The following is a 25341-nucleotide window of genomic DNA, read 5'->3' on the forward strand; positions in this document are numbered from 1 at the left end:
AACAGGATGATTTTAGGCCAGTTTGCCCTAAAATCATCCTGTTCTACGTCAGATCGTCAGAGCATGATGTCGTCCGATAACCGCTCACATTTTTCGGCATCATGCTCTAGTAAACGAAGGGATCAACCTCGGCGTGGGCGTCCGCGTCCTTCGGATAAATCACGCCCTTGCGCAGGATGATGTTGGCATAGAGCCTGGGCTCGCCGGTCTGGATCACCGCATGGGCAGCCTTCACCCTTCCGTAGAAATCCTGGCCGACGAGCGGCACCACCTGCCGGTGCGGCTCGTGGCGGGCGCAGCAGTCGATCATCTCCTCATGCACGGGATCGAGCTTGTCGCGCTCGGCCTTGACGGTCGAGCGGAAGATCGCTTCCGCCACGAAATCGTCGATCGGCAGCACGCTGAGCACGGCATTGAGGACCGGGACGAGGCGGTGGCCGTCGAGCCGGATCAGCCGGCGGGCATGTTCGACGCCCGGATAATTGCCGTCGACGATGGCGATCTCGTCGCCGTGGCCCATGGCGCGAAGCGTAAAAAGCAGCTCCGGGCTCAACAGCGGATCAAGTCCTTTCAGCATGGTCTACCTCCTTGAAGAGTACGTTCTGGTCGGTGAGGTAACGCGCGAAGATCGGCAGGCTGGCGCCGCCGATGGCGCGCGCCTGGGCGCCGACAGCGCCCTCGATGATTTCGGGCATGACGACACCTTGCAGGTCGAGCTTGGCGGCTTCGTCGATGGTGGCCTGGACCACGCGGCTGCGCACCCAATCGGGAAAGCCGCCGTCGATGACGGCCGCGCTGAAATCGACGATCGAGGCGGCGGCGACGATCGCCTGCGCCAGCGCCTTGGCGCTGTCCTGGATCCAGGCTTCCATCGGCTCGCCGAAATCCACCCAGCCGTCGGCCGAATACCAGAGCGGCTCGGGATCGATGCCGCGCTCGCGTAACATGTTTTCGAGCACGAAGATCGAGGCGATTTCGAGCAGCTGCATCGTCTCGCCGTTCTTGCCGCGCACCGGCAGCGGCCCGATCGCGCCCGCCGTGCCGGTGCGGCCGGAAAAGATCGCCGAATTCAGGACGATGCCGCCGCCGATGAAGGAGCCGATGAAGAAATAAACGAAATCCGGATAGGACGGCCCGACGCCGAAGACCAGTTCGGCCCCGCAGGCGCTGGTCGCATCGTTCTGCATGAAGACGGGATGGGAGACGCGGGAGGCGATGTCGGCCTGCAGGTCGATCTCGCGCCAGACCTCCATGGCGCCCGGCGGCGCCCCCACCTCTTCGGCCCAGTTCCAGAGCTCGAAAGGGGCGGCGATGCCGAGGCCGGCAATGCGGCCGCGCTGCTTGTCGTCGAGCCGCTCTTCGAGCTCCCGGATGCCCGAGGTGACGAAGGCGAGGATTTCATCCGGCAGCGGATAGGCATAGGTCTTGTGCAGCTGCATGCGGATACGGCCGACGAAATCCATCAACACCAGATCGGCGCTGCGCCGGCCCATCTTCAGGCCGAAGGAATAGACGGCGTCGGGATTGAGATGCATCGGGATCGACGGCTGGCCGACACGGCCGCGCACCGGTTCCCCGCGCGACAGCAGCCCTTCCTTCTCCAGCACCCGCATGATGACGGAGACGGTCTGCGCCGACAGCCCGCTGCGGCGCGCGATATCGGCCTTCGACAGCGCGCCGTAGAGACGTACCAGCGACAGCACGAGCCGTTCGTTATAGGCTCGCACCCTGACCTGGTTCGCACCGCCGGCCGGATTCAGAATTGGTGGCGGGACCGGTATGTTTGCCGGTCCATCCAAGGACGACATGGCCGCTCCTCCCGATTGTTGGCCTATGCCCTAATTCGATGGAGCATGCCACATCGAATTAATAATTCAATTGGATTTATTTATTGACAAGGGGATTTCTTTTCGCTCTTAATTGCCGTCGTCAAGGGCACGGGACCGCTGGAGGCATTGGCGATCCACGGCGAAGTGTCATATCTTAAATTCCGGCCCCGCACGGGCGGCGCCGGCAAACTCTGGGAGGAGTTCCATGAAGAAATCTGTTCTCGCTTTCGGCGCGCTCGCGCTGGGTGTCACCTTTTCCGCTCCTGTGATGGCGGCTGACGTTGCTGCCTGCCTCATCACCAAGACCGACACCAACCCCTTCTTCGTCAAGATGAAGGAAGGTGCGACGGCCAAGGCCAAGGAACTCGGCGTTTCGCTGAAGTCCTATGCCGGCAAGATCGACGGTGACAGCGAAAGCCAGGTCGCAGCGATCGAAAGCTGCATTGCCGATGGCGCAAAGGGCATCCTGATTGCTGCTTCCGACACCAAGGGCATCGTGTCTTCGGTCAAGAAGGCGCGTGAAGCCGGCCTGCTGGTCATCGCTCTCGACACGCCGCTCGAGCCGGCCGATGCCGCCGACGCCACCTTCGCCACCGACAACCTGCTCGCCGGCAAGCTGATCGGCCAGTGGGCCAAGGAAACGATGGGCGACAAGGCCAAGGATGCCAAGGTCGGCTTCCTCGACCTGACCCCGTCGCAGCCGACGGTCGACGTTCTGCGCGACCAGGGCTTCATGATGGGCTTCGGCATCGATCCGAAGGACCCGAACAAGATCGGCGACGAGGACGACAAGCGCGTCGTCGGTCATGACGTGACCAACGGCAATGAAGAAGGCGGCCGCAAGGCTATGGAAAACCTTCTGCAGAAGGATCCGAGCATCAACGTCATCCACACGATCAATGAACCGGCCGCTGTCGGCGCCTATCAGGCGCTGAAGGCCGTCGGCATGGAAAAGAACGTGCTGATCGTCTCGGTTGACGGCGGTTGCCCGGGCGTGAAGTCGGTCAAGGAAGGCGTCATCGGCGCCACTTCGCAGCAATATCCGCTGATGATGGCAGCCCTTGGCGTCGAGGCGATCAAGAAGTTCGCCGACAGCGGTGAAAAGCCGAAGCCGACCGAAGGCAAGTCCTTCTTCGACACCGGCGTCTCGCTCGTCACCGACAAGCCGGTTTCCGGCGTCAAGTCGATCGATACCAAGGAAGGCACGGACAAGTGCTGGGGCTGAGCCCTGTCTGATTGACAGCAGACCGGCCGGGGCTTGATCCCCGGCCGTTTTCGACGGACGATGTGCCGTCGCCTCACGAACCGGCTAATCAAAGACCGGATGGATATCGGTGACGGCCCCCGCGCGAGTTCGGCGCGCGGATGCGGAGGAGGAACCATGACCGGAACACAGGAATTCGAACGTGTCCTCGACGAAAGCGACAAGAGCGTCGCCTCTTTCGAGCACCAGAATGTCTCGCTGATCAAGCGCGCGCAGCATTTTCTGCACTCGACGCCGGCCGCCGTGCCGTTGATCGTGCTGGTGCTGGCAATCTTGATCTTCGGGATGACGATCGGCGGACGCTTCTTCTCGTCCTACACGCTGACGCTGATCCTGCAGCAGATCGCCGTCGTCGGCATTCTCGGCGCGGCCCAGACGCTGGTCATCCTGACGGCCGGCATCGATCTTTCGATCGGCGTCATCATGGTGATCTCGGCCGTCGTCATGGGCAATGTCGCCATCACCTACGGCATACCGACACCGATTGCGGTCGCAGCCGGCATGCTTGTCGGCGGCCTGTGCGGATTGCTGAACGGCTTCCTCGTCGCTTATATGAAATTGCCGCCCTTCATCGTCACACTCGGCACCTGGAATATCGTCATGGCGACGAATTTCATCTATTCGGCCAATGAGACGATCCGCGATGCCGACGTCGACGAACAGGCGCCGCTGCTTCATCTTTTCGCCATGAGCTTCAAAGCCGGCACCGCCGTGCTCACCCTCGGCGTCATCGCCATGGTGCTGCTCGTCCTGTTGCTCTGGTATGTCCTCAATCACACCGCCTGGGGCCGGCATGTCTATGCGGTCGGCGACGATCCCGAGGCGGCCAAGCTCTCCGGCATCCAGACCAAGAAGGTGCTGCTCACCGTCTATACCATATCGGGCGTCATCGCCGCCTTCGCCGCCTGGGTCTCGATCGGCCGTAACGGCTCGATCTCGCCGTCCTCCGCCGTGACCGATTTTAACCTCCAGGCGATCACCGCGACGGTGATCGGCGGCATCTCGCTGTTCGGCGGCCGCGGCTCCATTCTCGGCACGCTCTTCGGTGCCATGATCGTCGGCGTCGTCTCGATGGGCCTCAACATGCTCGGCGCCGACCCGCAATGGAAAGTCCTTTTGACAGGCGTGCTGATCATTGCCGCCGTCGCCATCGACCAGTGGATCAGAAAGGTTTCGGTGTAATCATGGCTCGCGAACCCCTTCTCACCGCCCGCGGTCTCGTCAAGCGCTATGGACGCGTGACCGCGCTCGACAATGCCGATTTCGACCTCTATCCGGGTGAAATCCTCGCCGTCATTGGCGATAACGGCGCCGGCAAATCCTCGCTGATCAAGGCGATATCGGGCGCCGTCACCCCGGACGAGGGGGTGATCACGCTGGAAGGCCGGCAGGTGCAGTTCCGCTCGCCGATGGAAGCGCGCGATGCCGGCATCGAGACCGTCTATCAGAATCTCGCTTTGTCGCCGGCGCTGTCGATCGCCGACAACATGTTTCTCGGCCGCGAGATCCGCAAACCAGGCCTGCTCGGCTCGATGTTCCGCATGCTCGACCGGCCGGCCATGGAAAAGCTGGCGCGCAACAAGCTCACCGAACTCGGCCTGATGACCATCCAGAACATCAACCAGGCGGTGGAAACGCTCTCCGGCGGTCAGCGCCAGGGTGTCGCGGTCGCCCGCGCCGCTGCCTTCGGCTCGAAGGTCATCATCATGGACGAACCGACGGCAGCGCTTGGCGTCAAGGAAAGCCGCCGCGTGCTGGAACTGATCCTCGACGTGCGCGCCCGCGGCCTGCCGATCGTGCTGATCTCCCACAACATGCCGCATGTCTTCGAAGTGGCCGACCGGATCCACATTCACCGCCTCGGCCGGCGGCTGACGGTGATCGATCCCAAGGAATACACCATGTCCGACGCCGTCGCCTTCATGACCGGCGCCAAGGCGGTGCCGACGGAGCCCGTCGCCGCATGAATGCACGCATCGATGAAATCGCCGGCGCAGTTCTCGACCGCGCCGGCCATTCCAAACGTTTTCTGGTCGCCATTGCCGGACCGCCGGGTGCCGGCAAATCGACCATGGCCGACAATCTGGCGGAAGCGCTGAAGGCCAAGGGCGAAAGTGCCGAAGTCCTGCCGATGGATGGCTTCCACATGGACAACGCCATCCTGATCGAACGCGGCCTGCTGGCGCGCAAGGGGATCCCCGAGACCTTCGATGTCCGCGGTTTCCTCGATATCATCCGCGCCGTCAGGCTGGCCGATCAGGAGGTTCTGGTGCCGGTCTTCGACCGCTCGCGTGAACTCGCCATCGCGTCTGCCCGCCCTGTTTCCCCCGATCATCGCTTCATCATCGTCGAGGGCAATTACCTGCTCTTTTCGCTGGGCAAATGGGCCGAACTCGAAGGCGTCTTCGACTTTTCGATCATGCTGGCACCGCCGATCGAGGTGCTGGAGGAGCGGCTCTGGGCGCGCTGGCGCGGTTACAGCCTGACCGAGGAGGCCGCCAGCGCCAAGGTCTACGGCAACGACCTGCCGAACGGCCGGCTGATCCTCGAAAACCGCCGCCCGGCCGATGTGACGCTGGAGATCGCCCTGGCGTGATGCCCGGTTTCGGGATCACGACATGCATGAAAAAAGACCGAAAGCCCGCCGCATGAATCAATTTCAATGCGATGCGCTTTAGTGTTATCGAGACGGCAGACGCATCGCTTCGGAGGCCTGCCATGCAATCGATCACCATCCGCCGTCCTGATGACTGGCACCTGCATCTGCGCGACGGCGCCATGCTGGAAGGCGTGATCACCGATACGAGCCGCACCTTCGCCCGCGCCATCATCATGCCCAATCTCGTGCCGCCGGTCGTCACGTCAGCCGACGCCAAGGCCTATCGCGAGCGTATCCTCAAGGCCTTGCCGGAAGGCCATCGTTTCCAGCCGCTGATGACGCTTTATCTGACCGAACTTACCAGCCCCGATGACGTGGAGGAGGGGAAGAACAGCGGTCTCATCACCGCCGTCAAGCTTTATCCCGCCGGCGCCACGACCAATTCGCATGGCGGCGTGCGCGATATGGAAAAGGCGATGCCGGTGCTGGAGCGCATGGCAAAGATCGGCCTGCCGCTCTGTGTCCACGGCGAGGTGACGACGCCGGAGGTCGATATCTTCGACCGCGAGGCCGTCTTCATCGAGACCGTGCTCGATCCGTTGCGGCAGCGCCTGCCGGAGCTGAAGGTGACGATGGAGCATGTGACGACATCCGATGGCGTCGATTACATCAAGGCGGCCAAGGGTAACCTCGCCGGCTCGATCACCACCCACCATCTGATCATCAACCGCAACGCCATCCTCGTCGGCGGCATCCGCCCGCATTATTATTGCCTGCCCGTCGCCAAGCGCGAAAACCACCGGCTGGCCCTGCGTGCGGCGGCCGTCAGCGGCGACCCGCGCTTCTTCCTCGGCACGGATTCTGCCCCGCATGTCGATCCGCTGAAGGAATGCGCCTGCGGCTGCGCCGGCATCTATACCTCGGTCAATACGATGAGTTGCCTCGCCCATGTCTTCGAACAGGAGGGCGCGCTGGAGCGGCTCGAAGCCTTCGTGTCGCTGAACGGACCGGCCTGGTACGGGCTGCAGCCGAACGAGGAGCGCATCACCCTGTCAAGGCAGGCCGAGCCGGTCGTCTTTCCCGCGAGGATTGAAACCGGCGCCGGTCCCGTGACGGTGTTTGATCCGATGTTTCCCCTGCATTGGCAGGTGGTGCAGCAGGCGTAAGCTTCCAGATTTCAATTTTAAATAGAATATTCATCTTAAACTTCTGCGCGACGTTAAACGCGTAACATTTTCATTGTGCGGTGCATCATTTGTTAACGGATGCATAAGACATTCCTCGTCGCGGAGCCCATGAAGCTGCCAACATCTGGCGCGGCAACAGCTGCGGAGACTGAAAAGCATGACGCTTGACTATAACTCTCTCTTGCTGGCGCTCGGCGTCTCCGCGGCATGCTTGGCCGTGACGCTGATGGGGAGTTGGATTGTCCGTCGCTCGGAAACCGTGCTGTTGACCGCCACCGTCGGCCTTGTCCTCGTCGTCAGCGGCATTTTCGTCTATAGCGCCTATGTCAATACACCGGCGAAATGGCTCGGCGTCGCCAATTTCGTGCTGTTTCAAGCCGGTTTTGCCACCATCTGGGGGGCCGGCAAACAATTCCTCACCGGCCGGGTGTCTCTCCTCGCCATTGCGATCCGCGCGCTTGCGGCGATGGTCTTCTCCGTCGTGCCGATGCTGGCAGGCTATGACGGCCTGGCCTTCATCGCCGACAATCTCGCCATCGCCCTTTTGCTCTTTGCCACCGCCCGGCAATATTGGCTCGCCCGTGCCGAAGCACCGGCGCCGCTCCTCGGCATCACGGTGCTTTATACGTTGACGGCGATCTCCTTCTTTCTCTGCGCCGCCGTGCTGATATCAGACGGCAAGCTGGTGCTCGGCAAAGCCCCCAGCAACTGGGCCGAAGATCTGAGCCTTGCCGTCTGCATCGCCGGCATGACCGGGATCGGTGCGCTGTCGCTGGCGCTTCATCAATGGCGGCTCGCTGCCCGCCATCGTCTCGATGCGATCACCGATCCGCTGACCGGCCTGCTCAACCGCCGGGCCCTCTTCGACCAATACGGCACGCGCCCGATGGGAACGACCACCGCCGTCATCGTCTTCGATATCGACCATTTCAAATCCGTCAACGATCGCTTCGGTCATGCCGCCGGCGACCGGGTGCTCAATGTCTTCGCCGGCGAACTTTCGGCCCATTGCCGCAGCGGCGACACCGCTGCCCGGCTCGGCGGCGAGGAATTCGTACTGGTGCTGAAGGAGATCATGCCCGGCCGGGCGGAACTCACGGCCGAGCGCATCCGCCGGGCGTTCGAGGCACGCGAGATCCATATCGACGACGAGGTGCTGACATGCACGGTCAGCGTCGGCGTCGCCCCCGGCCGTTCGAAGAGCTTGGATTTCGACACCATGCTGAGTGCCGCCGACAAGGCGCTCTACGTCGCCAAGCGCGCCGGCCGCAACCGGGTCGAGCTTGCCAGCTACCTCAAGGCGGTTCCCGTCGAGGCAACGCGCACCGCGTCTTGATTCCTGACCGACCCTCTCATATTATCGCCCTCGGCCGGATGCGGCCAGCCGCCCTGCGACGCTTCTGCGTTATGGTGAATGCATCCAGACAACATCCTTCACATCCCTTGCCGTTTGGCGATCGATGGCGAACGGGTCAGCAGACGCGGGCACTGATCTTCCTGTTTGCCGCCAACGGAAGGATGACATCATGCGCGATTTTCGCGATGCCAAGCTCATGGCAAAGACATTGCGGCAGGCCCTTGCCGACCGCGACATCTCGCTCACCCACAGCGAGACGCTCGAAATCGTCGCCCGGCAGTTCGGGCTCGATCAATGGAATCTTCTCTCGGCAAGGATCGATGCGGCAGGGGCTAGCCCTTCTGCCATCGGCATCGAGCCGCCGATGCCGATCTTCCGCATCTTCTCGGTCGAAAAGGCCATGGAGTTCTATTGCGGTTTTCTCGGCTTCCATCTCGATTGGGAGCACCGTTTCGGCGAAAATTTTCCGCTCTATTGCCAGGTCTCGCGCGACGGCATGGCGCTGCACCTCAGCGAACATTCCGGCGACGCCAGCCCCGGCGCCAAGGCCTTCGTCCGCGTCGCCAATGTCCGGGCCTATCACGCCGAACTTGCCGGCAAGGACTACCGCTACATGAAGCCCGGCGTCGAGGAAGCGCCGTGGGGACTGGAGATGACCGTCACCGACCCCTTCAGCAACCGCATCGCCTTTTGCGAGCAGACATAGTCGGTGAACTTCTCTTTCGTCACGCTCCGGCTGAGGAGAGACGCAAGGCGCGGCCACATGTCTCTTCTCCCCGGCGGGGAGAAGGTGCCGGCAGGCGGTTGAGGGGGTGAGCGGCGAAGCCGCGAATGCTCGTAGCGCAAGCGAATGGCATGAATGGCATGCCGTGCCGCCCCCTCATCCGACCCTTCGGGCCACCTTCTCCCCGCTGGGGAGAAGAGGGAAACGGCGGCACCCTCCAACGTACCTCATCCTGAGGTGCGCAGCCCGCAGGGCGAAGCCTCGAAGGACACGCCGCAACGCTGCTTCTCGCATAGATCCGACGCCGGAACGCCCGCCTCGTCCGTCGAGGCCCCTTGCGGGGCACCTCAGGATGAGGCTCTCTTGAATGCCGGAGCTCCGGGGCGCTGGCGTGGGACGGCGCCATGAGGTCCCGCGGGCATTCCCTGCCGAGAGGAGCAAAATGAAATACCTTCCAGTCTTAGTCCTAACGTTTCTGTCGATTTTTTTCGGATGGTTATTCTATGAAAGGTACTGGAAGTTCCGAGATTGCATATCGCAGGCCCTATCCAGCTGCCTCACTCCCGAGGGTGACAACCTGACGCAAGGCGGTTTTCAGTGGGGCATTTTCGCAGGCTTGTTCTTGTTGCTCGCTGTGATCTTCGCCTGGCGCGCGTTCCGCGCCCGGGATGCTGGCAAATAGCCGTAGCGGCCCAACGTCGCCTTCCGCGCCACGCGTCGGATTCTCTCCTAGCCGGCGGAATGCGGGTCGATGCTATAGGGATAGACCGGATAATCGGCGCCGATGGCATCTCGAACGCCGTCAGACCAGGCGACGAAGGCGGGATAGGCTGCGAGAGAAAGGCCGCAATCCTCGGCCCGGTGGCTATAGGCGTAAACCGCGATATCGGCGATCGTCAGCTCCTGGCCGACAAGAAACCGGCTGTCTGTGAGGCCGCGATCGATGGCGGCGAGCGCACGGGCTGCGGCTTCGCGCTTGCCCGCAACCATGTTCTGGTTACGCTCCAGCCGTCCCGTCAACGTCCAGAAGCGCAGCGAGCCGATGACCGGCTCGACATGATACTGTTCGAAGAACAGCCATTGCATGACCTTGGCGCGCTGATAGTGGTCTGACGGCAGGAAGCGCGTGCCCTCGGCGAGAAAAGTGAGGATCGCATTGGATTCGGCGATCGGCCGACCATCATCGAGTTCGAGAGCCGGGATGGCGCCCACCGGATTGAGTTTCAGGAACGCCTCGGTGCGGCTCTCGCCCTCGAAGATCGATACCATGCGACTGCGGTAGGGCATGTCGAGCAGGCCGAGCAAAACCCGGACCTTCCAGCCATTTTGCGACGGCAGATAATCGTGAAGCGTAAACATGACGGTCCTTTCGCGGCAATTGCTCAACATTGCATGCCGGCTCGGAATCAACCACCCGATTCCTGAAAGGCGCGTCGGATCGTCGGGAAGCAATCATTCAGACGATCATCAGCGCCCGCACGAAGGCGGCCGAGGCCAGCAGCGAGGCGATCGTCCGCACATGGTTCCACCACGTCCAGTCCCTGACATAGCCGGTCCAGAGCTGAACCGCTTCCGGCCCGTTGCCGGCGACCTTCGCCAGCGCATCGTTCATCGGCACGTTGAAGATGATGGTCGAGACGAAGGAGGCGAAGATGTAGAGGGCTGCACCCGCCAGCATCAGCGCAGAGGCCCCACCGCGCCAGTCGATCAGGGCGAGCACGGCGATGACGATGCAGAGGATCGCCGTCGGCACGAAGAGGCCCATGAAGGGCGAGCGGACGATCGTCACGTTGATCGAGTTCATCGCCGCGATGCCTTGCTCCGCCGGGATGCGCGAGAAGGCGGTCATGATGAAGGTCGAGAAGGCGAAGAAGATGCCGGCGACGAGGCCGCTTCCGATCGCCGCCGCCACGAGGGAGAGGATCAGGATGCTCTGCATGATCAGGCGCTCCATAGTCCGGTTGCCGCGGTCCGGCGGGCATATTGGCTGAAATCGGTGGCGGGGCGGCCGAGAATTTCGGCGACACCGCCCATCACATTGGAATTGCGCCCATCGAGCACCTGGCCGAAGAGCTCCTCCAGAAGATCGATCAGGCCCTGCGGCAGGCCGGCGGCGGCAAGCCCGCCGGTGAAATCCGCCATCGACACCTGCTCATATTCGATAGGACGCCCGGCGACCGCGGCGACCGCGGCGATCTCGGCGATCTCGGCGACCGCCTGCCGGAATGTCAGCGCCCGCGGGCCGGTCAACTCGTAAGTTTGGTTGCGGTGGCGCGGATCGGTCAAGGCGGCGACGGCGGCATCGGCGATGTCGTCGGCATCGATGAAAGGTTCGCCGATCTCGCCCGCCGGCAATTGCAGCCGGCCGCCAATGATCTGCTCGGCAAAGGCGCCCTCGCTGAAGTTCTGGCAGAACCAGGAGGCGCGCAGAATGGTGGTGTTTATGCCGGAGGCCGTCAGCGCCGCTTCGCTCCGCTGCGCGCCCTCTTCGCCGCGGCCGGAGAGCAGCACGATATGCTCAAGGCCGCATTCCACAGCGACCTTGGCGAGCGCTTCGATCGCTTCCGCCGCCCAGGCGACGGCAAGGTCCGGCTGGAAGGCGACATAGGCGCTCGATGCGCCCTCAAGCGCGCCGCGCCAGCTCGACCTGTCCTCCCAGTCGAAGGGCCGTGCGCTGGAGCGCGATGCCGCGCGAACGGTGAGGCCACGCTCTTCCAGACGCTTGATGATGCGGCCGCCGGTCTTTCCCGATCCACCGACGAGGACGATTTCGGAAGTCTGCATGTCAAACTCCTCCCAAATTTTTAAAACAAGAGAAACTCTCTCGTTTGCCAAATGAGATAATCTCTCTTATTTTGTTTGTCAACGTGGAAAAGGAGAGAGAATGTCGGAACAGCCGGTCGCAACGCGCAGGCGCCAGCAGGAGTCTACCGGCCAGCTGCGCCGCATCCCCAGGCAGCAGCGCGGCCGCGAGCGCTTCGAAAAGATCCTCACTGTGGCCGCCGAGCTGATCGAAAGCCATGGCAGCGACGGCCTGAAGATGAGCGAGATCGTCGAAAAGGCCGGTCTCTCCTTCGGCGCCCTCTACCAATATTTCCCCGACAAGACCTCGATCATCCGGACATTGGTCGAGCGCTTCAACGAGCAGGGCAGGCGGTGCGTCGAAGAGGAACTGGCGAAGGTGACCGATGCTGCGGCCCTGCAGGGCGCGCTCGCCAATATCGCCGATGAATATTACGCCTTCTTCCGCCGCGAGCCCGTCATGCGCGACATCTGGCATGCGACCCATACCGACAAGCTGCTGCAGCAGGTCGATGCCGAGGACATGGAATTTCATGCCCAGGCATTTCTCGCCGTCCTTATCCGTCTATGGCCGGATCGCGACCGCAAGGAGCTGCTCGCAATCGCCCGGTTGACGATGCAGCTGCTTGCCGCCGCCGTGCGTTATGCCGTGTCGCTGGATGCGGAGGAGGGCGAGAGGGCGCTTGCCCTGTTCAAGAAAATGCAGATCGTTGATATCGGCCGCCTGCTGCAGCAATAGCCCCGCCTTTCGTCTGGAAACGTCGGGCTCTTGCTGCTATTCCCGCAAGGATCCAAGCCGAAGGAGAGCCGCATGATCCAGACCACATTTCCCGATCGCGCCGTGATGGCCGAATTGCTGGCCAAGATGCTCTGGGAGATCAAGGCGGTGCATTTCAATGCCGCTCACCCCTATAAACTCTCCTCCGGCATGGCGAGCCCGGTCTATATCGATTGCCGCAAGCTGCTCTCCTTCCCGCGCATCCGCTCGACGGTGATGGATTTCGCCGCCAGCACCCTGCTGCGCGATGCCGGTTTCGAGCAGTTCGATTGCATCGCCGGCGGCGAGACCGCCGGCATTCCCTTCGCCGCCCTGCTTGCCGATCGTCTCGGCCTGCCGATGATCTATGTCCGCAAGCAGCCGAAGGGCCATGGCCGCAATGCCCAGATCGAAGGCAACATGCCGGAAGGGTCGCGCGTGCTGGTCATCGAAGACCTGACGACGGCAGGTGGCAGCATGTTCAAGTTCATCGATGCGGTCCGTGCCGCCGGCGGCATCGTCGATCACGGCATCGCCCTGTTCTTCTACGGCATATTCGGTGAGCAGCGCTTTGCCGATGGCAAGGTCAGGCTGCATCACATCGCCACCTGGCGCAATGTTCTGGCCGTTGCCAGAGAACAGAAGCTCTTTGACGACAAGACGCTGTCGGAAGTCGAGGCCTTCCTCGATGCGCCGCTGGCCTGGTCGGTAAGGAATGGCGGGGTTAGTGAGCTTTCGCTCTAGATAGTTGACAAAAGCTCGCTTAATCGGTTGATGAACACATAAGTGTTGTTGGAGGAATACGATGATTTTGTGCTGCGGCGAAGCCTTGATCGACATGCTGCCGAGGGACACGACGCTGGGCGAAAAGGGTTTTGCGCCCTATGCCGGCGGCGCGATCTTCAACACCGCGATCGCGCTCGGCCGCCTCGGCATCCCCACGGCCTTCTTCACCGGCATCGCCGATGACATGATGGGCGAAATCCTGCTCGAGACGCTGAAGGCGAGCAATGTCGATTACAGCCCCTGCGCCATCACGTCGCGTCCCTCGACCATCGCCTTCGTCAAGCTGGTGAACGGCCAGGCGACCTATGCCTTCTACGACGAGGGCACGGCGGGCCGGATGATCACCACGGCCGACCTGCCTATTCTCGGCGACGATTGCGAAGCCTTACACTTCGGCGCGATCAGCCTGATCCCGAGCCCCTGCGGCGAAACTTACGAAGCGCTGCTCGACCGGGAAGCCGCACGCCGCGTCATCTCGCTCGATCCGAATATCCGTCCCGGTTTCATCAAGGACAAGCCGTCGCATATGGCCCGCATCAAGCGCATGGCCGCGAAAGCCGACATCGTCAAATTCTCCGACGAGGACCTCGAATGGTTCGGCCTGCAGGGCGACCATGATGCGCTCGCCGCCCACTGGCTGAACCACGGCGCCAAGCTCGTCGTCATCACCAAGGGCGCGGAAGGCGCTTCCGGTTATACCAAGGATCGCAAGGTGACGGTGCCGAGTGAGCGCGTCACCGTCGTCGACACGGTCGGCGCCGGCGATACCTTCGATGCTGGCATCCTGGCATCGCTGAAGATGGATAATCTGCTCACCAAGGCACAGGTGGCCTCGCTCGATGAGCAGGCGCTGCGCAACGCCCTGGCGCTGGGTGCGAAGGCGGCGGCCGTCACCGTATCGCGTGCTGGCGCCAATCCGCCTTGGGCGAAAGAGATTGGGCTTTAAGCGAGCCAGCCTCTGCCCCTCGCGCTTGCCACTGGCGTCGCGAGACCCGTCAATGTGGGAAGGGTGTGCCGTGCGGCCCCCTCATCCGCCTGCCGGCACCTTCTCCCCGAGGGGAGAAGAGATATGCGGCAACGTCTCGATTCCCTCTTCTCCCCAGCGGGGAGAAGGTGCCCGTAGGGCGGATGAGGGGGCCGGCGAAGCCGGTCTTTCCAACAATACCCATGCGAGCTTCGATCACGCCGGCATCGGCTTGACATCATGTTCTGACGCCACGCCAGCCCGGGATTTGCTCTTGCTCATGCCTACTCTTTCGCGCGGGTGCGCGCCTTGCTTTCCTTCTTGATCGGCCGACCGACCGGGCAGACCTCCTGCACGAAGCCATTAAGCGTGTTGACGAGATTGTTCTCGATCAAGGAATAGTGGACGAACTGGCCCTGTTTTTCTCGTCTGATCAGACCTGCAGCTTCGAGGATGGAAAGATGCTGCGAAACCGCTGGCTTGGACATGCTGAAGCGGTCAGCGATCTCGCCAGCGGTCAGACCCGATGCCGAGAGATAGGCGAGGATCTTCCGGCGCGGCGCACTGGAAAGCGCGTGGAATACCCGCTGGGCGGCGCTGACGGAGCGGCCTTCTACGGTGTCATCGAAAGTCTCTTCGTCCAAGTCCGGTCTCCGTGCCTTCGGCATCATCGCATCGATCCGTTAATCAATTAAGCAATTAATGCATTGCTTAATTCTTTCCGTTCGTGCAAAGTAATTAGATAATTCCTTAAATAATGAATTGGTAGGCGATGTTCAAGTAGAGAATGCGCCCGATGGGAAGGAGTTTGTCATGAGCAGTATTTCCACTGGACGAATGATCGACAACGGGAGCGATCCGGTGAAGGGCAGAGTGGTCTGGATGCCCGCAAAGTCGATCTGGATCACCGCCATGACCTTGATTGCCATCATTGGTGGCCCGCTGACCTTCACCTGGAGCGCCTTTGCCGTCTTTATCCTCCTGACCGCCATCACGATCTGCCTTGGTCATTCGGTCGGCATGCACCGGCTGCTGATCCATCGCTCATTCAGCACTCATATCTGGATAGAGCACTTTCTCGTCTATCTCGGTACGCTGGTCGGCATGGCCGGCCCCTTCGGCATGATCTACGCGCACGACATTCGCGACTGGGCGCAACGGCAGCGAGACTGCCATGACCTCTATGCCCATCGGCGGCCTTTCTTCATCGATGCCTTCTGGCAGATGCATTGCATCGTGGTGCTGGAGCATCCGCCGCGTTTCGTCCTCGAGGAGCGCGAGCGGCGCGACCGCTTCTATCGTTTCCTGGAGGCGACATGGATGGCGCAGCAGGTTCCCTTGGGACTCGTGCTCTTCGCGCTTGGCGGGCTGCCGTGGGTGGTCTGGGGTATTGCCGTGCGGATATCGGTGTCGCTGACCGGACACTGGCTGGTCGGTCATTTCGCGCATCGAGACGGCCATCAGGGCTGGAGCGTCGATGATGTCGCGGTGCAGGGTTATAACCTCCCGCGTTTCGGGCTGGTGACCTTTGGCGAGAGCTTCCATGGCAACCATCACGCCTTTCCGGATTCGGCGCGGCTCGGCATCGAGCCGGGGCAGCTGGATCTCGGTTGGTATTTCATCCGGCTGCTGGCAAGGCTCGGTCTGGCTTCGGCGATCAAGCTCCCACACATGATCGTCCCAAGGCGGGGGTTGAGACGCATCGACGCAACTGAAACGGCGGGTGACGGTCATCCGCCGCATCACGCAGCAGGTCACGCAGAATCTTGCCCGTGAATGCCTCCTCCTTGCGGCAACGTCTCGATTCTCTCTTCTTCCCTCCGGTCCGAAGGACGGGTCGATGCCGATCGATCAGGAGGCTATCCGGGAGTCACGCTCCGGTCGAAGCTCGGGAGGAAGCACCAGGTCCCGCAAAAAGTTCTCGCACCAAAGTGAGACGTCGTGGGTTAGCAGATGCTCCATCATCATGCTCCAGCGGTCGCGGCGCTCCTCCAGCGACATGGCAAGACCCCTGGCGAGGGCATTGGCAGTGCCTTCGACATCGTAAGGATTGACCAGCAGCGCGCCCTTCAACTCTCGGGCCGCGCCGGCGAAGCGCGATAGCACCAATACGCCCGGGCGATCGGGATCTTGAGCGGCGACATATTCCTTGGCGACGAGGTTCATGCCGTCGCGCAACGGCGTGACCAGCCCGATCGTCGCCAGCCGGTAGAGGCCGGCAAGCACGTTGCGGCTGATCGATCGGTTGACATAGCGGATCGGCACCCAGTCGACCGTTCCGATGGCACCGTTCACGCGGCCTGCCTGTTCGGCGACCATCTTCTGCATATGTTCGTATTCGGGAACTTCCGATCGCGACTTCGGCGTGACCTGCAGATAGGTGACCTTGTTCTGGTAGCCAGGATTGCTGGTGAGGAAGCGTTCGAACGCTTCCAGCCGCTGAATGATGCCCTTCGAATAATCGAGGCGGTCGACCCCGATGATCATGTCCCGGCCTTCAATGCTGCGCCGGGTCTTCTGTACCATGATATTGTTTGCGGCCTTCTCGGCGAACTCGGCGAAACCCGCGGTCTCGATCCCGATCGGATAGGCACCGGCCTTGAATACCCGCCCATGGGAATCGAACAATCCATTTCCAAGGTCGTCGCCAATTCCCTCCCGGCGCAGATAACCGGCAAAGTTCTGGAGATCGTAGTCGGTCTGGAAGCCGACGAGATCGTAATGCGAGAGCCCGCGCATGATTTCTTCATGAACGGGCATCGTGACCAGAATGTCGGCCGGCGGCCATGGAATGTGCAGGAAGAAGCCGATCCGGTTCTTCAGCCCCATCTGGCGCAGTTCAGCCGCCAGCGGAATGAGGTGGTAATCATGAACCCATATGGTGTCGTCCGGCTCGATCATCGGCGCCAGCCGGTGAGCTAAGAAGCGGTTGACGCGGAAATAGCCGGCCATTTCCTTTCGGCCATATTCGGCGAGGTCCAGTCGATAATGGCAGATGGGCCAGAGAACGCGGTTCGCGAAGCCGCGATAATACTCCTCGACGTCGGTGTCGGTGAGATCGGTCAGTGCGTAGGTGATGTTGCCCTTCTGCAGCTGCGACAGCGGGCCAGGTTCCCTGTCCCCGCTCGATTCTCCCGACCATCCCATCCAAATGCCGCCACGCTCCTGCAGGGCTGCCTGCAACGCGACGGCTAGGCCGCCGGCAGCGGCGCTCCCATCTTTGGCGGGCATGGGAACACGATTTGAAACGACGATAAGACGGCTCATGAGCTTCCTTTAAAGAAGATGGGACATGAAAACGCTGCGTGACGAGCGTCTTGAGACATCTCCTGAACTTGGCAGGGACCATGCAGTAAAGGCGCCGACATCGACAGAGCCGACCCGGACGCGAGCGGCCCGGTGCAGATGCCAACAAGAACAACGAACGGAGCATTTCCGCACAGATTTTGCTTGAATCTAGGGCGATTCCAACGAATTGAAAGAATTCATTCTACAATTTTTGATTAGAAGAACGTTCGATCCGGTTTCGTACCGCAGGCCTTTCTTCATCGATGCCTTCTGGCAGATGCGGCCAGCACTCCGCGAGCCACGGGTCCGACCCATCCCTCAGACCCTAATAAAAGGGTGAAGGGATATCCCGCAGCCTCTCGATTCCCTCTTCTCCCCAGCGGGGAGAAGGTGCCCGTAGGGCGGATGAGGGGGCCGGCGAAGCCGGTCTTTACAACGTCTATACGGGCTTCGACCGCGCTGGCATCGTCTCGACCGTGTTTAGGGCGCCGGCAGGATAGGATATGAGGTGAAGGATGTGCCGCGCGGCCCCCTCATCCGCCTGCCGGCACCTTCTCCCCGAGGGGAGAAGAGCACATGCCGCAACCTCTCCGTTCCTCACTCACCTCTCGCAGGGCACATCCCCTCTCCCCGTCAGAACGGGCAGAGGGTTATGGTGATTGGCAATCTCGAGCGCTTACTTCGCAAGCTTCGCCAGCGCCGCAACCAGGCCCTGCGTCGAGGAGTCGTGCGATGCGGCACTTTCCTTACCTTCGACGACCGGCAGCAGGCCCGTCGCCAGTTCCTTGCCGAGCTCGACGCCCCACTGGTCGAACGAGTTGATGCGGAAGAGCACGCCTTCGACGAAGACGCGGTGTTCGTAAAGCGCGATCAGCCGGCCGAGCGCGTAAGGGGTCAGCTTGTCGTAGACGAAGGTGATCGACGGACGGTTGCCGGTAAAGACGCGGTGCGGCGCGATGAAATCGGCTTTTTTGTCGTCCATGCCCTTGTCGGTCAGCTGCTTCTTGGCTTCTGCGAAGGTGCGCCCCTTCATCAGCGCTTCCGACTGGGCGAGAACGTTGGAGATCAAGAGCTGATGCTGATGCCGCAGCTCCGGCTCGAAGGCGTTGGCGGCGATCATGAACTCGGCCGGGATGATGCTCGTGCCCTGATGGATGAGCTGGTAGAAGGCGTGCTGGCCGTTGGTGCCGGGCTCGCCCCAGACGACAGGGCCGGAATTGCCTTCGACCGGCGTGCCGTCGATGGTGACGCCCTTGCCGTTCGATTCCATGTCGAGCTGCTGCAGATAGGCCGGGAAGCGCGACAGGCGCTGGTCGTAGGGCAGGATGGCGCGGGTGGGGTAGCCGAGCACATTGCGATGGTAAAAGCCGATCAGGCCGAGCAGCATCGGCAGGTTCTCGGTAATCGGCGCCTTACGGAAATGATTGTCGACGGCATGGGCGCCGTCGAGGAATTTGCCAAAATTCTCAGGGCCGACGGCGATCATCAGCGGCAGGCCGATCGCCGACCAGATCGAGTAACGGCCGCCGACCCAGTCCCAGAAGCCGAAGACGCGGGCGCTGTCGATGCCGAAGGCGGCGACCTTGTCGAGCGCCGTCGAGACGGCGGCGAAGTGGTGCTGCACAGCGGCTTCGCCGAGCGCCTTGGCGATGAAATTGCGCGCCGTCTGCGCATTGGTCATCGTCTCGACGGTGGTGAAGGTTTTCGAGGCGACGATGAACAGCGTCGTTTCCGGCTGCACCAGCTTCAGGATGTCGGCGATATGGGCGCCGTCGATGTTGGAGACGAAATGCGCGCGCGGGCCGTCATGGAATGGGGCAAGCGCCAGCGTCGCCATGACAGGCCCGAGATCCGAGCCGCCGATACCGATATTGATGACGTCGGTGATCGCCTTGCCGGTGGCGCCCTTCAGCGTGCCGGAGCGGACGCCGTCGGCAAACTTGCCCATGGCGGCAAGCACCGCATTGACGTCGGGCATGACGTCCTTGCCGTCGACCAGAACCGGCGTGTTGGAGCGGTTGCGCAGCGCGGTGTGCAGAACGGCGCGGTCCTCGGTGAAATTGATCGCCTTGCCGGAGAACATTTCCTCTCGCTTCGTCTCGACGCCGCCGTCTTCGGCGAGCTTCACCAACAGCTTGAGGATGTCGTCGTTCACCGCCGTCTTGGAAAAATCCATCAGCAGGTCGTCAAGCGAGACGGAAAAGCGCGAAAAGCGCTGCTGATCGGCGGCGAAGGCGGCACGGATATCGGTTGCCTTGGTGGCATCAGCGGTGCTTTTCAGCTGTTCGACGATGGCGTTCATGGGAGGCTCCTTTGGAGGCGGAAAGGTTGCGGAAACTATTCGCTTTCTCACCCGCAAATCAAGTTCAGCCACCTGCCGAAATAGAAAAAAGCCACCCGCGACAAGCGGATGGCCCTGAGAGCCTTTCCCGGTCAGCTTCAATCTGACCAGGAAAGGCTCTAATTCATCAGATCGTCAAATTCAGCTGCGCAGGTCCTTGCGCAGGATCTTGCCGACCGGCGACTTCGGCAGCTCGGTGCGGAATTCGATGAAGCGCGGGCGTTTGTAGTTGGTGAGGTTGGCGATGCAATGGGCTTTCACCTCGGCTTCCGTCAGGTTCGGATCCTTCCTGACCACGAAGAGCTTCACCGCCTCGCCCGAATGCCCATCCGGCACGCCTATGGCTGCGGCCTCGAGGATGCCGGCATGCATGGCGGCGACTTCCTCGATCTCGTTCGGATAGACGTTGAAGCCGGAGACAAGGATCATGTCCTTCTTGCGGTCGACGATCTTGGTATAGCCGCGTTCGTCCATGAAGCCCATGTCGCCCGAGCGGAAGTAGCCGTCGTCAGTCATCACCCGCGCCGTCTCTTCCGGTTTCTGCCAGTAGCCGGCCATCACCTGCGGCCCGCGGATGCAGATCTCGCCGACCTGGCCGAGCGGCAGCGAATTGCCCTCCTCGTCGCGGATATCGAGGTCGGTGGAGGGAAGCGGCAGGCCGATCGTGCCGGTGAACTCAGGCGAATCGAAGCGGTTGGCGGTGGCGACAGGCGATGTCTCGGAAAGGCCGTAGCCCTCTGTCACTGCCGTGCCTGTCATCTTCAGCCAGCGGTCGGCGACCGGGCGCTGAACGGCCATGCCGCCGCCGAGCGACATGATCAGCGAGGAGAAATCGAGCTTGGCGAAATCGGCATTGTTCATCAGCGCATTGAACAGCGTGTTGAGGCCGGGGAAGATATGCACCTTCGATTTTTCGAATTCCTTGACGAGACCGGGAATGTCGCGCGGATTGGCGATCAGGATATTGTGGGCGCCATGTGACATGCCCATCAGCGAATTCACCGTCAGCGCGAAGATGTGGTAGAGCGGCAGGGCGCAGAGGAAATTCAGCACCTCCGGCTCCTTCTTGCGCTCGAAGGCCGATCGCAGCCAGAGCGACAGCTGTAGCTTGTTGGCGAGCAGGTTTTCATGCGTCAGCACCGCGCCCTTGGCAACGCCCGTCGTGCCGCCGGTATATTGCAGGAAGGCGATATCGCCGCCTGTCAGCGTGACCGGCTGGAGCTTTTTTCCCGCACCCTCGCGCAGCACCTGCCCGAAGCTCTTGTGTTGAGGGATCGACCAGGAGGGAACGAGCTTCTTCACCTTGCGCACGACGAAATTGACGATCAGCCCCTTCGGCCCCAGCATTTCTCCGAGCGAGGTGACGACGACATGGCGCAGATCGGTCTTGTTGAGGACCTGCTCCACCGTACGGGCAAAATTCTCCAGCACGAAGATCGCCTTGGCGCCGGAATCCTTCAACTGATGTTCGAGTTCGCGCGGCGTATAGAGCGGGTTGACGTTCACCACCACGAGGCCGGCGCGCAGGATGGCATAGGTTGCGATCGGGTTCTGCAGCACGTTCGGCATCATCACGGCGACGCGGTCACCCTTTTGAAGACCGGTGCTTTGCAGCCAGGCGGCGACCTTGCGCGTCTGGCTCTCCAACTCGCGGTAGCGCATCGCCTTGCCCATGCTGGAAAACACCGTCCGCTCGGCGTAACGGGCGCAGGATTTTTCCAGCAGTTCGGTAAGCGAGGCATATTCCAGCGGCGGGAGTTCCGCCGGAACGACATCGGGATAGCTGGCAAGCCAGGGTTTGTCGGGCTTTGCTCCGTTCGGATGGACGGAAATGCTGTTCATCGTATCCTCTCTCCCTTGCGGCTGCCGCGCCGGCCGAGCCGGTAATCGGCTGGCCCGCAATTGACTGGAAGAGTCCTCCATCTTCCAGTCCGGCAGCTTATGCCATTGCCTGAACGGTTCAAGCCGAATGAAGCTATACTAACCTTGACGTAAACGTCAACGTTCGCCCATCGCGAGATCGTGGGAAGGATGGGAACTTTGAGTCCGCCATCACGTTGATCTTGCATACCCATCATGAGGAAACACCAAAAGGAGGTGCACCATGTTGAACCAGGATACTGACGCCACCCGCCGTGACCCGGATGTCAAGAGCACACAGTCGCTGATCGCCAGCGACCGCGTCGAAGGCACCCGTGTCTATGGGGCCGATGGCAAGCATATCGGCTCGATCGAACGCTTGATCATCGGAAAGCTCGACGGCCGTGTTGCCTATGCCGTACTGAGCTTCGGCGGTTTCCTTGGCATCGGTCACGACCACTATCCGCTTCCCTGGGAAAAGCTGAACTACGACACCCAGCTGGATGGCTATCGCATCGACCTGACCAAGGAGCAGATCGAAGGCGCCCCGAGCTATTCGGACGATGACGACACCTGGTACAACGACAATGGCCGCCGGGTCTATGATTACTACGGCGTGCCGCCCTACTGGATGTAACGTCGTCCGATAGGCCGAGCTGGAAGGGCCCCGCAGATGCGGGGCCTTTTTAGTGTTTGGCGACGGGCCTTGTCTTTCTACTGCATCCTCTGGCTTGTCCGCCTACCGGGGAGGCGAGGATGTGTTACAAGGCGTGCGAGGAACGGAGAGGCCACGGCATCTCCTCCTCTCCCCTCGGGGAGAAGGTGCCGGCAGGCGGATGAGGGGGCTGCACGGCACATCCTCCGGTAATCACCTATCCCACCAACGCCGACGGCAAGCGCGCGGTCGAGACGATCTGGTGGGATCGAACCCCGCAGGGACGTTGTTGGAAGACCGGCTTCGCCGGCCCCCTCATCCGCCCTACGGGCACCTTCTCCCCGCTGGGGAGAAGAGGGAGTCGAGACGTTGCGGCATATCCCTTTGCACCGTTTATGGGTCCGAAAGGCAGCGCAGCGATACCATTTACCGTCCGACAACAAGATCGTTGGCCGATCGCAGCACGGTGCCAATGGTAATGTCATCGGCCACGATCGCCTTTGCCGTCTTGACCACAAAGACATGGCTCTCTCCCGGCAGCAGCGTCACCAGCATCGAATCGACAACGGCATCCGGATCCAGCCGATCGGCCATCAGGCAGAGATCCTTGAGGAAATTTTGCGCCGTCACCTTGACCCCATACCCGCCCTCGATGCTGGTGACATCGACCGCAAGCCGCGGTGCCGGCAAGGCAAGCTCGATATCCTCGACGAAATAGTGGAAGGCGCGCCGGTCGAGCATCTGCACGACGATGAGCTCGTTCTTCGGTAAGTCGGGAGTGACGATATCCTCGGGCAGCGGAAATTCCTTTGCCTCGAAGCGGTCGCAGAGCAGGCGCCAGAATTCGAATTCGGCAAGCACGGTGCCGTCGAGCTTCATGCGTTTGCCGCTGATCTTCGCCCGCCAGAACAGGGTTCGTTCATTGACGGCGATGGCGGCAAGCCCGCCGCCGCGCGGCTGGATGGTCAGCAGGCGCGGATCATAGGCTGCCTTCAGCGCATACCAGAGCGGCTTGCGGCGTCCGGCCGAATCAAGCGCTGCCCATGAGGTCACCGGCCAACAATCGTTGAACTGCCAGACCACCGCACCCTTGCAGATATCGCGATGCGAGCGCATGTGCTCGACGCCGAAGCGGATGGCGCGCGCCTGGTTGAGCTGGGTCGCGAAGTGCCAGTCGTTCATTGTCCGCGGCTCTGGGAGATGGCCGGACAGGCCGCGGATCAGCTTGTCATTGCCCTCAGTCGCCTTCTGATGGTGGAAGACGCCGTTCGATTGCGGCGTCAGCGGCGCGTCGTGCACGCTTTCTTCGATCGTTGCCCAGGCCGAAGGCGCCTGCCAGCCGAATTCGGAGCAGAAGCGCGGGATATAGTTGCGGTAGACCTCGTAGCCGGCATCGTTCCACACGTCCCAGATATGTTTGCAGCCATGGCCGTCGGCATTGGGTTCGATCTCCATCGAGCCGGAATAGGGACTACCGGGATAATAGGGCCGGTCCGGATCAAGTTCGGCGCAGAGTTTCGGCAGCAGGTCGAGATAGTAGCCGAGCCCCCAGCTTTCGCCCGCCTTGATGATCGGCCGCCAGCCCCATTCGTCGAAACCCCAGATATTCTCGTTATTGCCGTTCCAGAGGACCAGCGAAGCATGCGGCATCAGCCGCACGACATTGTCGCGCACCTCCGCCTCGACCTCGCTTCTGAGCGGCTCCTCCTCCGGATAGGCGGCGCAGGCAAAGAGGAAATCCTGCCAGACCAGCATGCCGGCGCGGTCGCAGGCCTCATAGAATTCGTCGGCCTCGAAAATGCCGCCGCCCCAGACGCGCAGCATGTGAATATTGGCGGCCTTTGCTTCCTCGATCCGCGCGGCGTAGCGCTCGGCCGTCACCCGCGGGGGGAAACAATCGTCCGGAATCCAGTTCGCCCCGCAGATGAACAGCGGTACGTCGTTGATGACGAAGGTGAAGGCCGAGCCGTGGTCGTCGGCTGCGGTATCGAGCCGCAGCGAGCGGAAACCGAGTTCGCGCTGATAACTGTCGAGCACATCGTCGCTGATCTCGTCGACCAGCCTCAGCGTCAGCGGATAGAGCGGCTGTGCGCCGAGATGGTGCGGCCACCAGAGCTGCGGCGAGGGCACGGCAAGCTCGAAGGCCACCGCTTCTTCGCCGGCGGCGATCGCCACTGTCTTGGTCACGCCGCCGATTTCGGCGACGAGCCTCAACGGCGTCTTGTCGCCCTGCCGCGCCAGCCTGGCATGCACTTTTACCAGCCCGTCGCCGCCGGCAAGTATTGCCGACACCCGTGTTTCGGCAAGCCGCGCCCGATCCCAGCTTTCCAGCCGCACGGGCTTCCAGACGCCCGCCGTCACCAGCGTCGGCCCCCAGTCCCAGCCGAAATTGCAGGCCATCTTGCGCATCAGATTGCCCGGTCCCGGATAGTTGTTGGGACGGTAGCCATAATGTTTTTCCATCTCCGCGCCATAGGCGTAAGCCGAGCGGAAGGTGACCGTGAGTTCGTTCGCGCCGGACTTCAGCAGTGGGGAAACGTCGAAACGATAGGTGCGGTGCATGTTGAAGGTGCGGCCGATCTCTTCGCCGTTGAGAGAGATCACCGCGATCGTATCGAACCCGTCGAAGACCAGTTCCTGCACCCTGCCATCACCAGGCATCGCCTCGAAGCTGCAGCGATAGGTCCAGTCGGTCTTGCCGATCCAGTCATTGGTGATCTCATTGACGTCGATATAGGGATCGGGGATCAGCCGGTTGGCGAGAAGGTCGAGATGCACGCAGCCCGGCACCGTCGCGGGTATCGCAGCCGGCATGCTAAGCCTTGCTGTATCGTTACAGGAGAGTGTCCAGCCGGAGTTGAGCGCAGTCTTTTCGATCATGGCGGGCTCCTGATGCATGCCGCTTGAAGCTGTGGGATTATCTGTGGT

Annotated in this window: 22 protein-coding genes; 12 read left to right on the plus strand and 10 right to left on the minus strand. The window is 61.8% G+C overall.

Annotated elements, in window-relative coordinates; all coding sequences use genetic code 11:
• Positions 1-106 precede the first annotated feature (106 nt).
• Together B5P46_RS05140 and B5P46_RS05145 are read right to left on the minus strand one after the other, a co-directional pair.
• Positions 107-577, minus strand: coding sequence for an RbsD/FucU family protein (locus B5P46_RS05140; RefSeq protein WP_129417772.1), 471 nt, complete (start codon positions 575-577; stop codon positions 107-109).
• Entirely contained in the window at positions 561-1808 is a 1248-nt protein-coding gene (locus B5P46_RS05145) for an ROK family transcriptional regulator (RefSeq protein ID WP_129417773.1), read from the minus strand. Before B5P46_RS05145 ends, B5P46_RS05140 begins: the two co-directional genes overlap by 17 nt.
• A 226-nt stretch (positions 1809-2034) precedes the next feature.
• Between B5P46_RS05145 and B5P46_RS05150 the strand changes: the two genes are divergently transcribed.
• The 7 genes from B5P46_RS05150 (at position 2035) to B5P46_RS05180 (ending at position 8942) form a co-directional block, all read left to right on the plus strand.
• Positions 2035-3054 carry a sugar ABC transporter substrate-binding protein gene (locus B5P46_RS05150; protein WP_129417774.1) on the plus strand — a complete coding sequence of 340 codons (1020 nt, stop codon included), beginning with the start codon at positions 2035-2037 and terminating at the stop codon, positions 3052-3054.
• Between the two features lie 156 nt (positions 3055-3210).
• Entirely contained in the window at positions 3211-4275 is a 1065-nt protein-coding gene (locus B5P46_RS05155; protein WP_129417775.1) for an ABC transporter permease, read from the plus strand.
• Between the two features lie 2 nt (positions 4276-4277).
• Entirely contained in the window at positions 4278-5060 is a 783-nt protein-coding gene (locus B5P46_RS05160) for an ATP-binding cassette domain-containing protein (RefSeq protein WP_062945140.1), read from the plus strand.
• Positions 5057-5689, plus strand: a complete 633-nt coding sequence (locus tag B5P46_RS05165; protein WP_129417776.1) for a nucleoside triphosphate hydrolase — start codon at positions 5057-5059, stop codon at positions 5687-5689. The genes B5P46_RS05160 and B5P46_RS05165 overlap by 4 nt, the downstream gene beginning before the upstream one ends.
• 122 nt (positions 5690-5811) lie before the next feature.
• Positions 5812-6858, plus strand: a complete 1047-nt coding sequence (gene pyrC, locus B5P46_RS05170; RefSeq protein WP_129417777.1) for a dihydroorotase — start codon at positions 5812-5814, stop codon at positions 6856-6858.
• Positions 6859-7036: 178 nt separating this feature from the next.
• Positions 7037-8215 carry a GGDEF domain-containing protein gene (locus tag B5P46_RS05175; RefSeq protein WP_129417778.1) on the plus strand — a complete coding sequence of 393 codons (1179 nt, stop codon included), beginning with the start codon at positions 7037-7039 and terminating at the stop codon, positions 8213-8215.
• A gap of 190 nt (positions 8216-8405) precedes the next feature.
• Positions 8406-8942, plus strand: a complete 537-nt coding sequence (locus B5P46_RS05180; protein ID WP_129417779.1) for a glyoxalase superfamily protein — start codon at positions 8406-8408, stop codon at positions 8940-8942.
• Between the two features lie 747 nt (positions 8943-9689).
• Here B5P46_RS05180 and B5P46_RS05190 read toward each other — a convergent pair.
• The 3 genes from B5P46_RS05190 to B5P46_RS05200 form a co-directional block, all read right to left on the minus strand.
• A complete protein-coding gene (locus B5P46_RS05190; RefSeq protein WP_129417781.1) occupies positions 9690-10319 on the minus strand; it encodes a glutathione S-transferase family protein in 630 nt (209 codons plus the stop codon).
• A gap of 97 nt (positions 10320-10416) precedes the next feature.
• Positions 10417-10899 (minus strand): DUF1772 domain-containing protein, encoded by a 483-nt coding sequence (locus B5P46_RS05195; protein ID WP_129417782.1) that lies wholly within the window; start codon positions 10897-10899, stop codon positions 10417-10419.
• A gap of 2 nt (positions 10900-10901) precedes the next feature.
• Positions 10902-11744, minus strand: a complete 843-nt coding sequence (locus tag B5P46_RS05200) for an SDR family oxidoreductase (RefSeq protein WP_129417783.1) — start codon at positions 11742-11744, stop codon at positions 10902-10904.
• 100 nt (positions 11745-11844) lie between these two features.
• Between B5P46_RS05200 and B5P46_RS05205 the strand changes: the two genes are divergently transcribed.
• The 3 genes from B5P46_RS05205 to B5P46_RS05215 all read left to right on the plus strand — a co-directional run bounded on the left by B5P46_RS05205 (position 11845) and on the right by B5P46_RS05215 (position 14251).
• Positions 11845-12501, plus strand: coding sequence for a TetR/AcrR family transcriptional regulator (locus tag B5P46_RS05205; RefSeq protein ID WP_129417784.1), 657 nt, complete (start codon positions 11845-11847; stop codon positions 12499-12501).
• A 72-nt stretch (positions 12502-12573) separates the two neighbouring features.
• Positions 12574-13263, plus strand: a complete 690-nt coding sequence (locus B5P46_RS05210) for an orotate phosphoribosyltransferase (RefSeq protein ID WP_129417785.1) — start codon at positions 12574-12576, stop codon at positions 13261-13263.
• Between the two features lie 61 nt (positions 13264-13324).
• Positions 13325-14251 (plus strand): carbohydrate kinase family protein, encoded by a 927-nt coding sequence (locus B5P46_RS05215; protein ID WP_129417786.1) that lies wholly within the window; start codon positions 13325-13327, stop codon positions 14249-14251.
• A 302-nt stretch (positions 14252-14553) separates the two neighbouring features.
• Here B5P46_RS05215 and B5P46_RS05225 read toward each other — a convergent pair whose 3' ends face one another.
• Positions 14554-14913, minus strand: coding sequence for a metalloregulator ArsR/SmtB family transcription factor (locus B5P46_RS05225; RefSeq protein WP_129417787.1), 360 nt, complete (start codon positions 14911-14913; stop codon positions 14554-14556).
• Positions 14914-15082: 169 nt separating this feature from the next.
• Here B5P46_RS05225 and B5P46_RS05230 point away from each other — a divergent pair, with 169 nt between their 5' ends.
• The gene (locus tag B5P46_RS05230) at positions 15083-16045 is read left to right on the plus strand and encodes an acyl-CoA desaturase (protein ID WP_129417788.1); all 963 of its coding nucleotides are present in this window, start codon (positions 15083-15085) and stop codon (positions 16043-16045) included.
• 75 nt (positions 16046-16120) lie between these two features.
• Here the strand turns inward: B5P46_RS05230 and otsA are convergent, their stop codons facing one another.
• The 3 genes from otsA to B5P46_RS05245 all read right to left on the minus strand — a co-directional run bounded on the left by otsA (position 16121) and on the right by B5P46_RS05245 (position 21740).
• Positions 16121-17536, minus strand: coding sequence for an alpha,alpha-trehalose-phosphate synthase (UDP-forming) (gene otsA / locus B5P46_RS05235; RefSeq protein WP_129417789.1), 1416 nt, complete (start codon positions 17534-17536; stop codon positions 16121-16123).
• Between the two features lie 697 nt (positions 17537-18233).
• Positions 18234-19859, minus strand: a complete 1626-nt coding sequence (pgi, locus tag B5P46_RS05240; RefSeq protein WP_129417790.1) for a glucose-6-phosphate isomerase — start codon at positions 19857-19859, stop codon at positions 18234-18236.
• Positions 19860-20039: 180 nt separating this feature from the next.
• Positions 20040-21740, minus strand: a complete 1701-nt coding sequence (locus B5P46_RS05245) for a long-chain fatty acid--CoA ligase (RefSeq protein WP_129417791.1) — start codon at positions 21738-21740, stop codon at positions 20040-20042.
• A 262-nt stretch (positions 21741-22002) separates the two neighbouring features.
• Between B5P46_RS05245 and B5P46_RS05250 the strand changes: the two genes are divergently transcribed.
• Positions 22003-22395: a PRC-barrel domain-containing protein gene (locus B5P46_RS05250; protein ID WP_129417792.1), complete on the plus strand. Its 393-nt coding sequence runs from the start codon at positions 22003-22005 to the stop codon at positions 22393-22395.
• A gap of 444 nt (positions 22396-22839) precedes the next feature.
• On the opposite strand, the gene B5P46_RS05255 is transcribed toward B5P46_RS05250, so the two are convergent.
• Entirely contained in the window at positions 22840-25293 is a 2454-nt protein-coding gene (locus tag B5P46_RS05255; RefSeq protein WP_129417793.1) for a glycoside hydrolase family 2 protein, read from the minus strand.
• Between the last annotated feature and the right edge of the window lie 48 nt (positions 25294-25341).

The sequence above is a fragment of the Rhizobium leguminosarum genome, assembly GCF_004123835.1.
GTDB lineage: Bacteria > Pseudomonadota > Alphaproteobacteria > Rhizobiales > Rhizobiaceae > Rhizobium > Rhizobium leguminosarum_M.

What these genes read in the sequence shown, in the direction of transcription:
- B5P46_RS05250 (WP_129417792.1), top strand. Translation starts at nt 22,003, where the DNA reads ATGTTGAACCAGGATACTGACGCCACCCGCCGTGACCCGGATGTCAAG.
- B5P46_RS05155 (WP_129417775.1), top strand. Translation starts at nt 3,211, where the DNA reads ATGACCGGAACACAGGAATTCGAACGTGTCCTCGACGAAAGCGACAAG.
- B5P46_RS05210 (WP_129417785.1), top strand. Translation starts at nt 12,574, where the DNA reads ATGATCCAGACCACATTTCCCGATCGCGCCGTGATGGCCGAATTGCTG.
- B5P46_RS05145 (WP_129417773.1), bottom strand. Translation starts at nt 1,808, where the DNA reads ATGTCGTCCTTGGATGGACCGGCAAACATACCGGTCCCGCCACCAATT.
- B5P46_RS05190 (WP_129417781.1), bottom strand. Translation starts at nt 10,319, where the DNA reads ATGTTTACGCTTCACGATTATCTGCCGTCGCAAAATGGCTGGAAGGTC.
- otsA (WP_129417789.1), bottom strand. Translation starts at nt 17,536, where the DNA reads ATGAGCCGTCTTATCGTCGTTTCAAATCGTGTTCCCATGCCCGCCAAA.
- B5P46_RS05215 (WP_129417786.1), top strand. Translation starts at nt 13,325, where the DNA reads ATGATTTTGTGCTGCGGCGAAGCCTTGATCGACATGCTGCCGAGGGAC.
- B5P46_RS05160 (WP_062945140.1), top strand. Translation starts at nt 4,278, where the DNA reads ATGGCTCGCGAACCCCTTCTCACCGCCCGCGGTCTCGTCAAGCGCTAT.
- B5P46_RS05200 (WP_129417783.1), bottom strand. Translation starts at nt 11,744, where the DNA reads ATGCAGACTTCCGAAATCGTCCTCGTCGGTGGATCGGGAAAGACCGGC.
- B5P46_RS05165 (WP_129417776.1), top strand. Translation starts at nt 5,057, where the DNA reads ATGAATGCACGCATCGATGAAATCGCCGGCGCAGTTCTCGACCGCGCC.
- B5P46_RS05140 (WP_129417772.1), bottom strand. Translation starts at nt 577, where the DNA reads ATGCTGAAAGGACTTGATCCGCTGTTGAGCCCGGAGCTGCTTTTTACG.
- B5P46_RS05150 (WP_129417774.1), top strand. Translation starts at nt 2,035, where the DNA reads ATGAAGAAATCTGTTCTCGCTTTCGGCGCGCTCGCGCTGGGTGTCACC.
- B5P46_RS05255 (WP_129417793.1), bottom strand. Translation starts at nt 25,293, where the DNA reads ATGATCGAAAAGACTGCGCTCAACTCCGGCTGGACACTCTCCTGTAAC.
- B5P46_RS05175 (WP_129417778.1), top strand. Translation starts at nt 7,037, where the DNA reads ATGACGCTTGACTATAACTCTCTCTTGCTGGCGCTCGGCGTCTCCGCG.
- B5P46_RS05230 (WP_129417788.1), top strand. Translation starts at nt 15,083, where the DNA reads ATGAGCAGTATTTCCACTGGACGAATGATCGACAACGGGAGCGATCCG.
- B5P46_RS05205 (WP_129417784.1), top strand. Translation starts at nt 11,845, where the DNA reads ATGTCGGAACAGCCGGTCGCAACGCGCAGGCGCCAGCAGGAGTCTACC.
- pgi (WP_129417790.1), bottom strand. Translation starts at nt 19,859, where the DNA reads ATGAACGCCATCGTCGAACAGCTGAAAAGCACCGCTGATGCCACCAAG.
- pyrC (WP_129417777.1), top strand. Translation starts at nt 5,812, where the DNA reads ATGCAATCGATCACCATCCGCCGTCCTGATGACTGGCACCTGCATCTG.
- B5P46_RS05180 (WP_129417779.1), top strand. Translation starts at nt 8,406, where the DNA reads ATGCGCGATTTTCGCGATGCCAAGCTCATGGCAAAGACATTGCGGCAG.
- B5P46_RS05195 (WP_129417782.1), bottom strand. Translation starts at nt 10,899, where the DNA reads ATGCAGAGCATCCTGATCCTCTCCCTCGTGGCGGCGGCGATCGGAAGC.
- B5P46_RS05245 (WP_129417791.1), bottom strand. Translation starts at nt 21,740, where the DNA reads ATGAACAGCATTTCCGTCCATCCGAACGGAGCAAAGCCCGACAAACCC.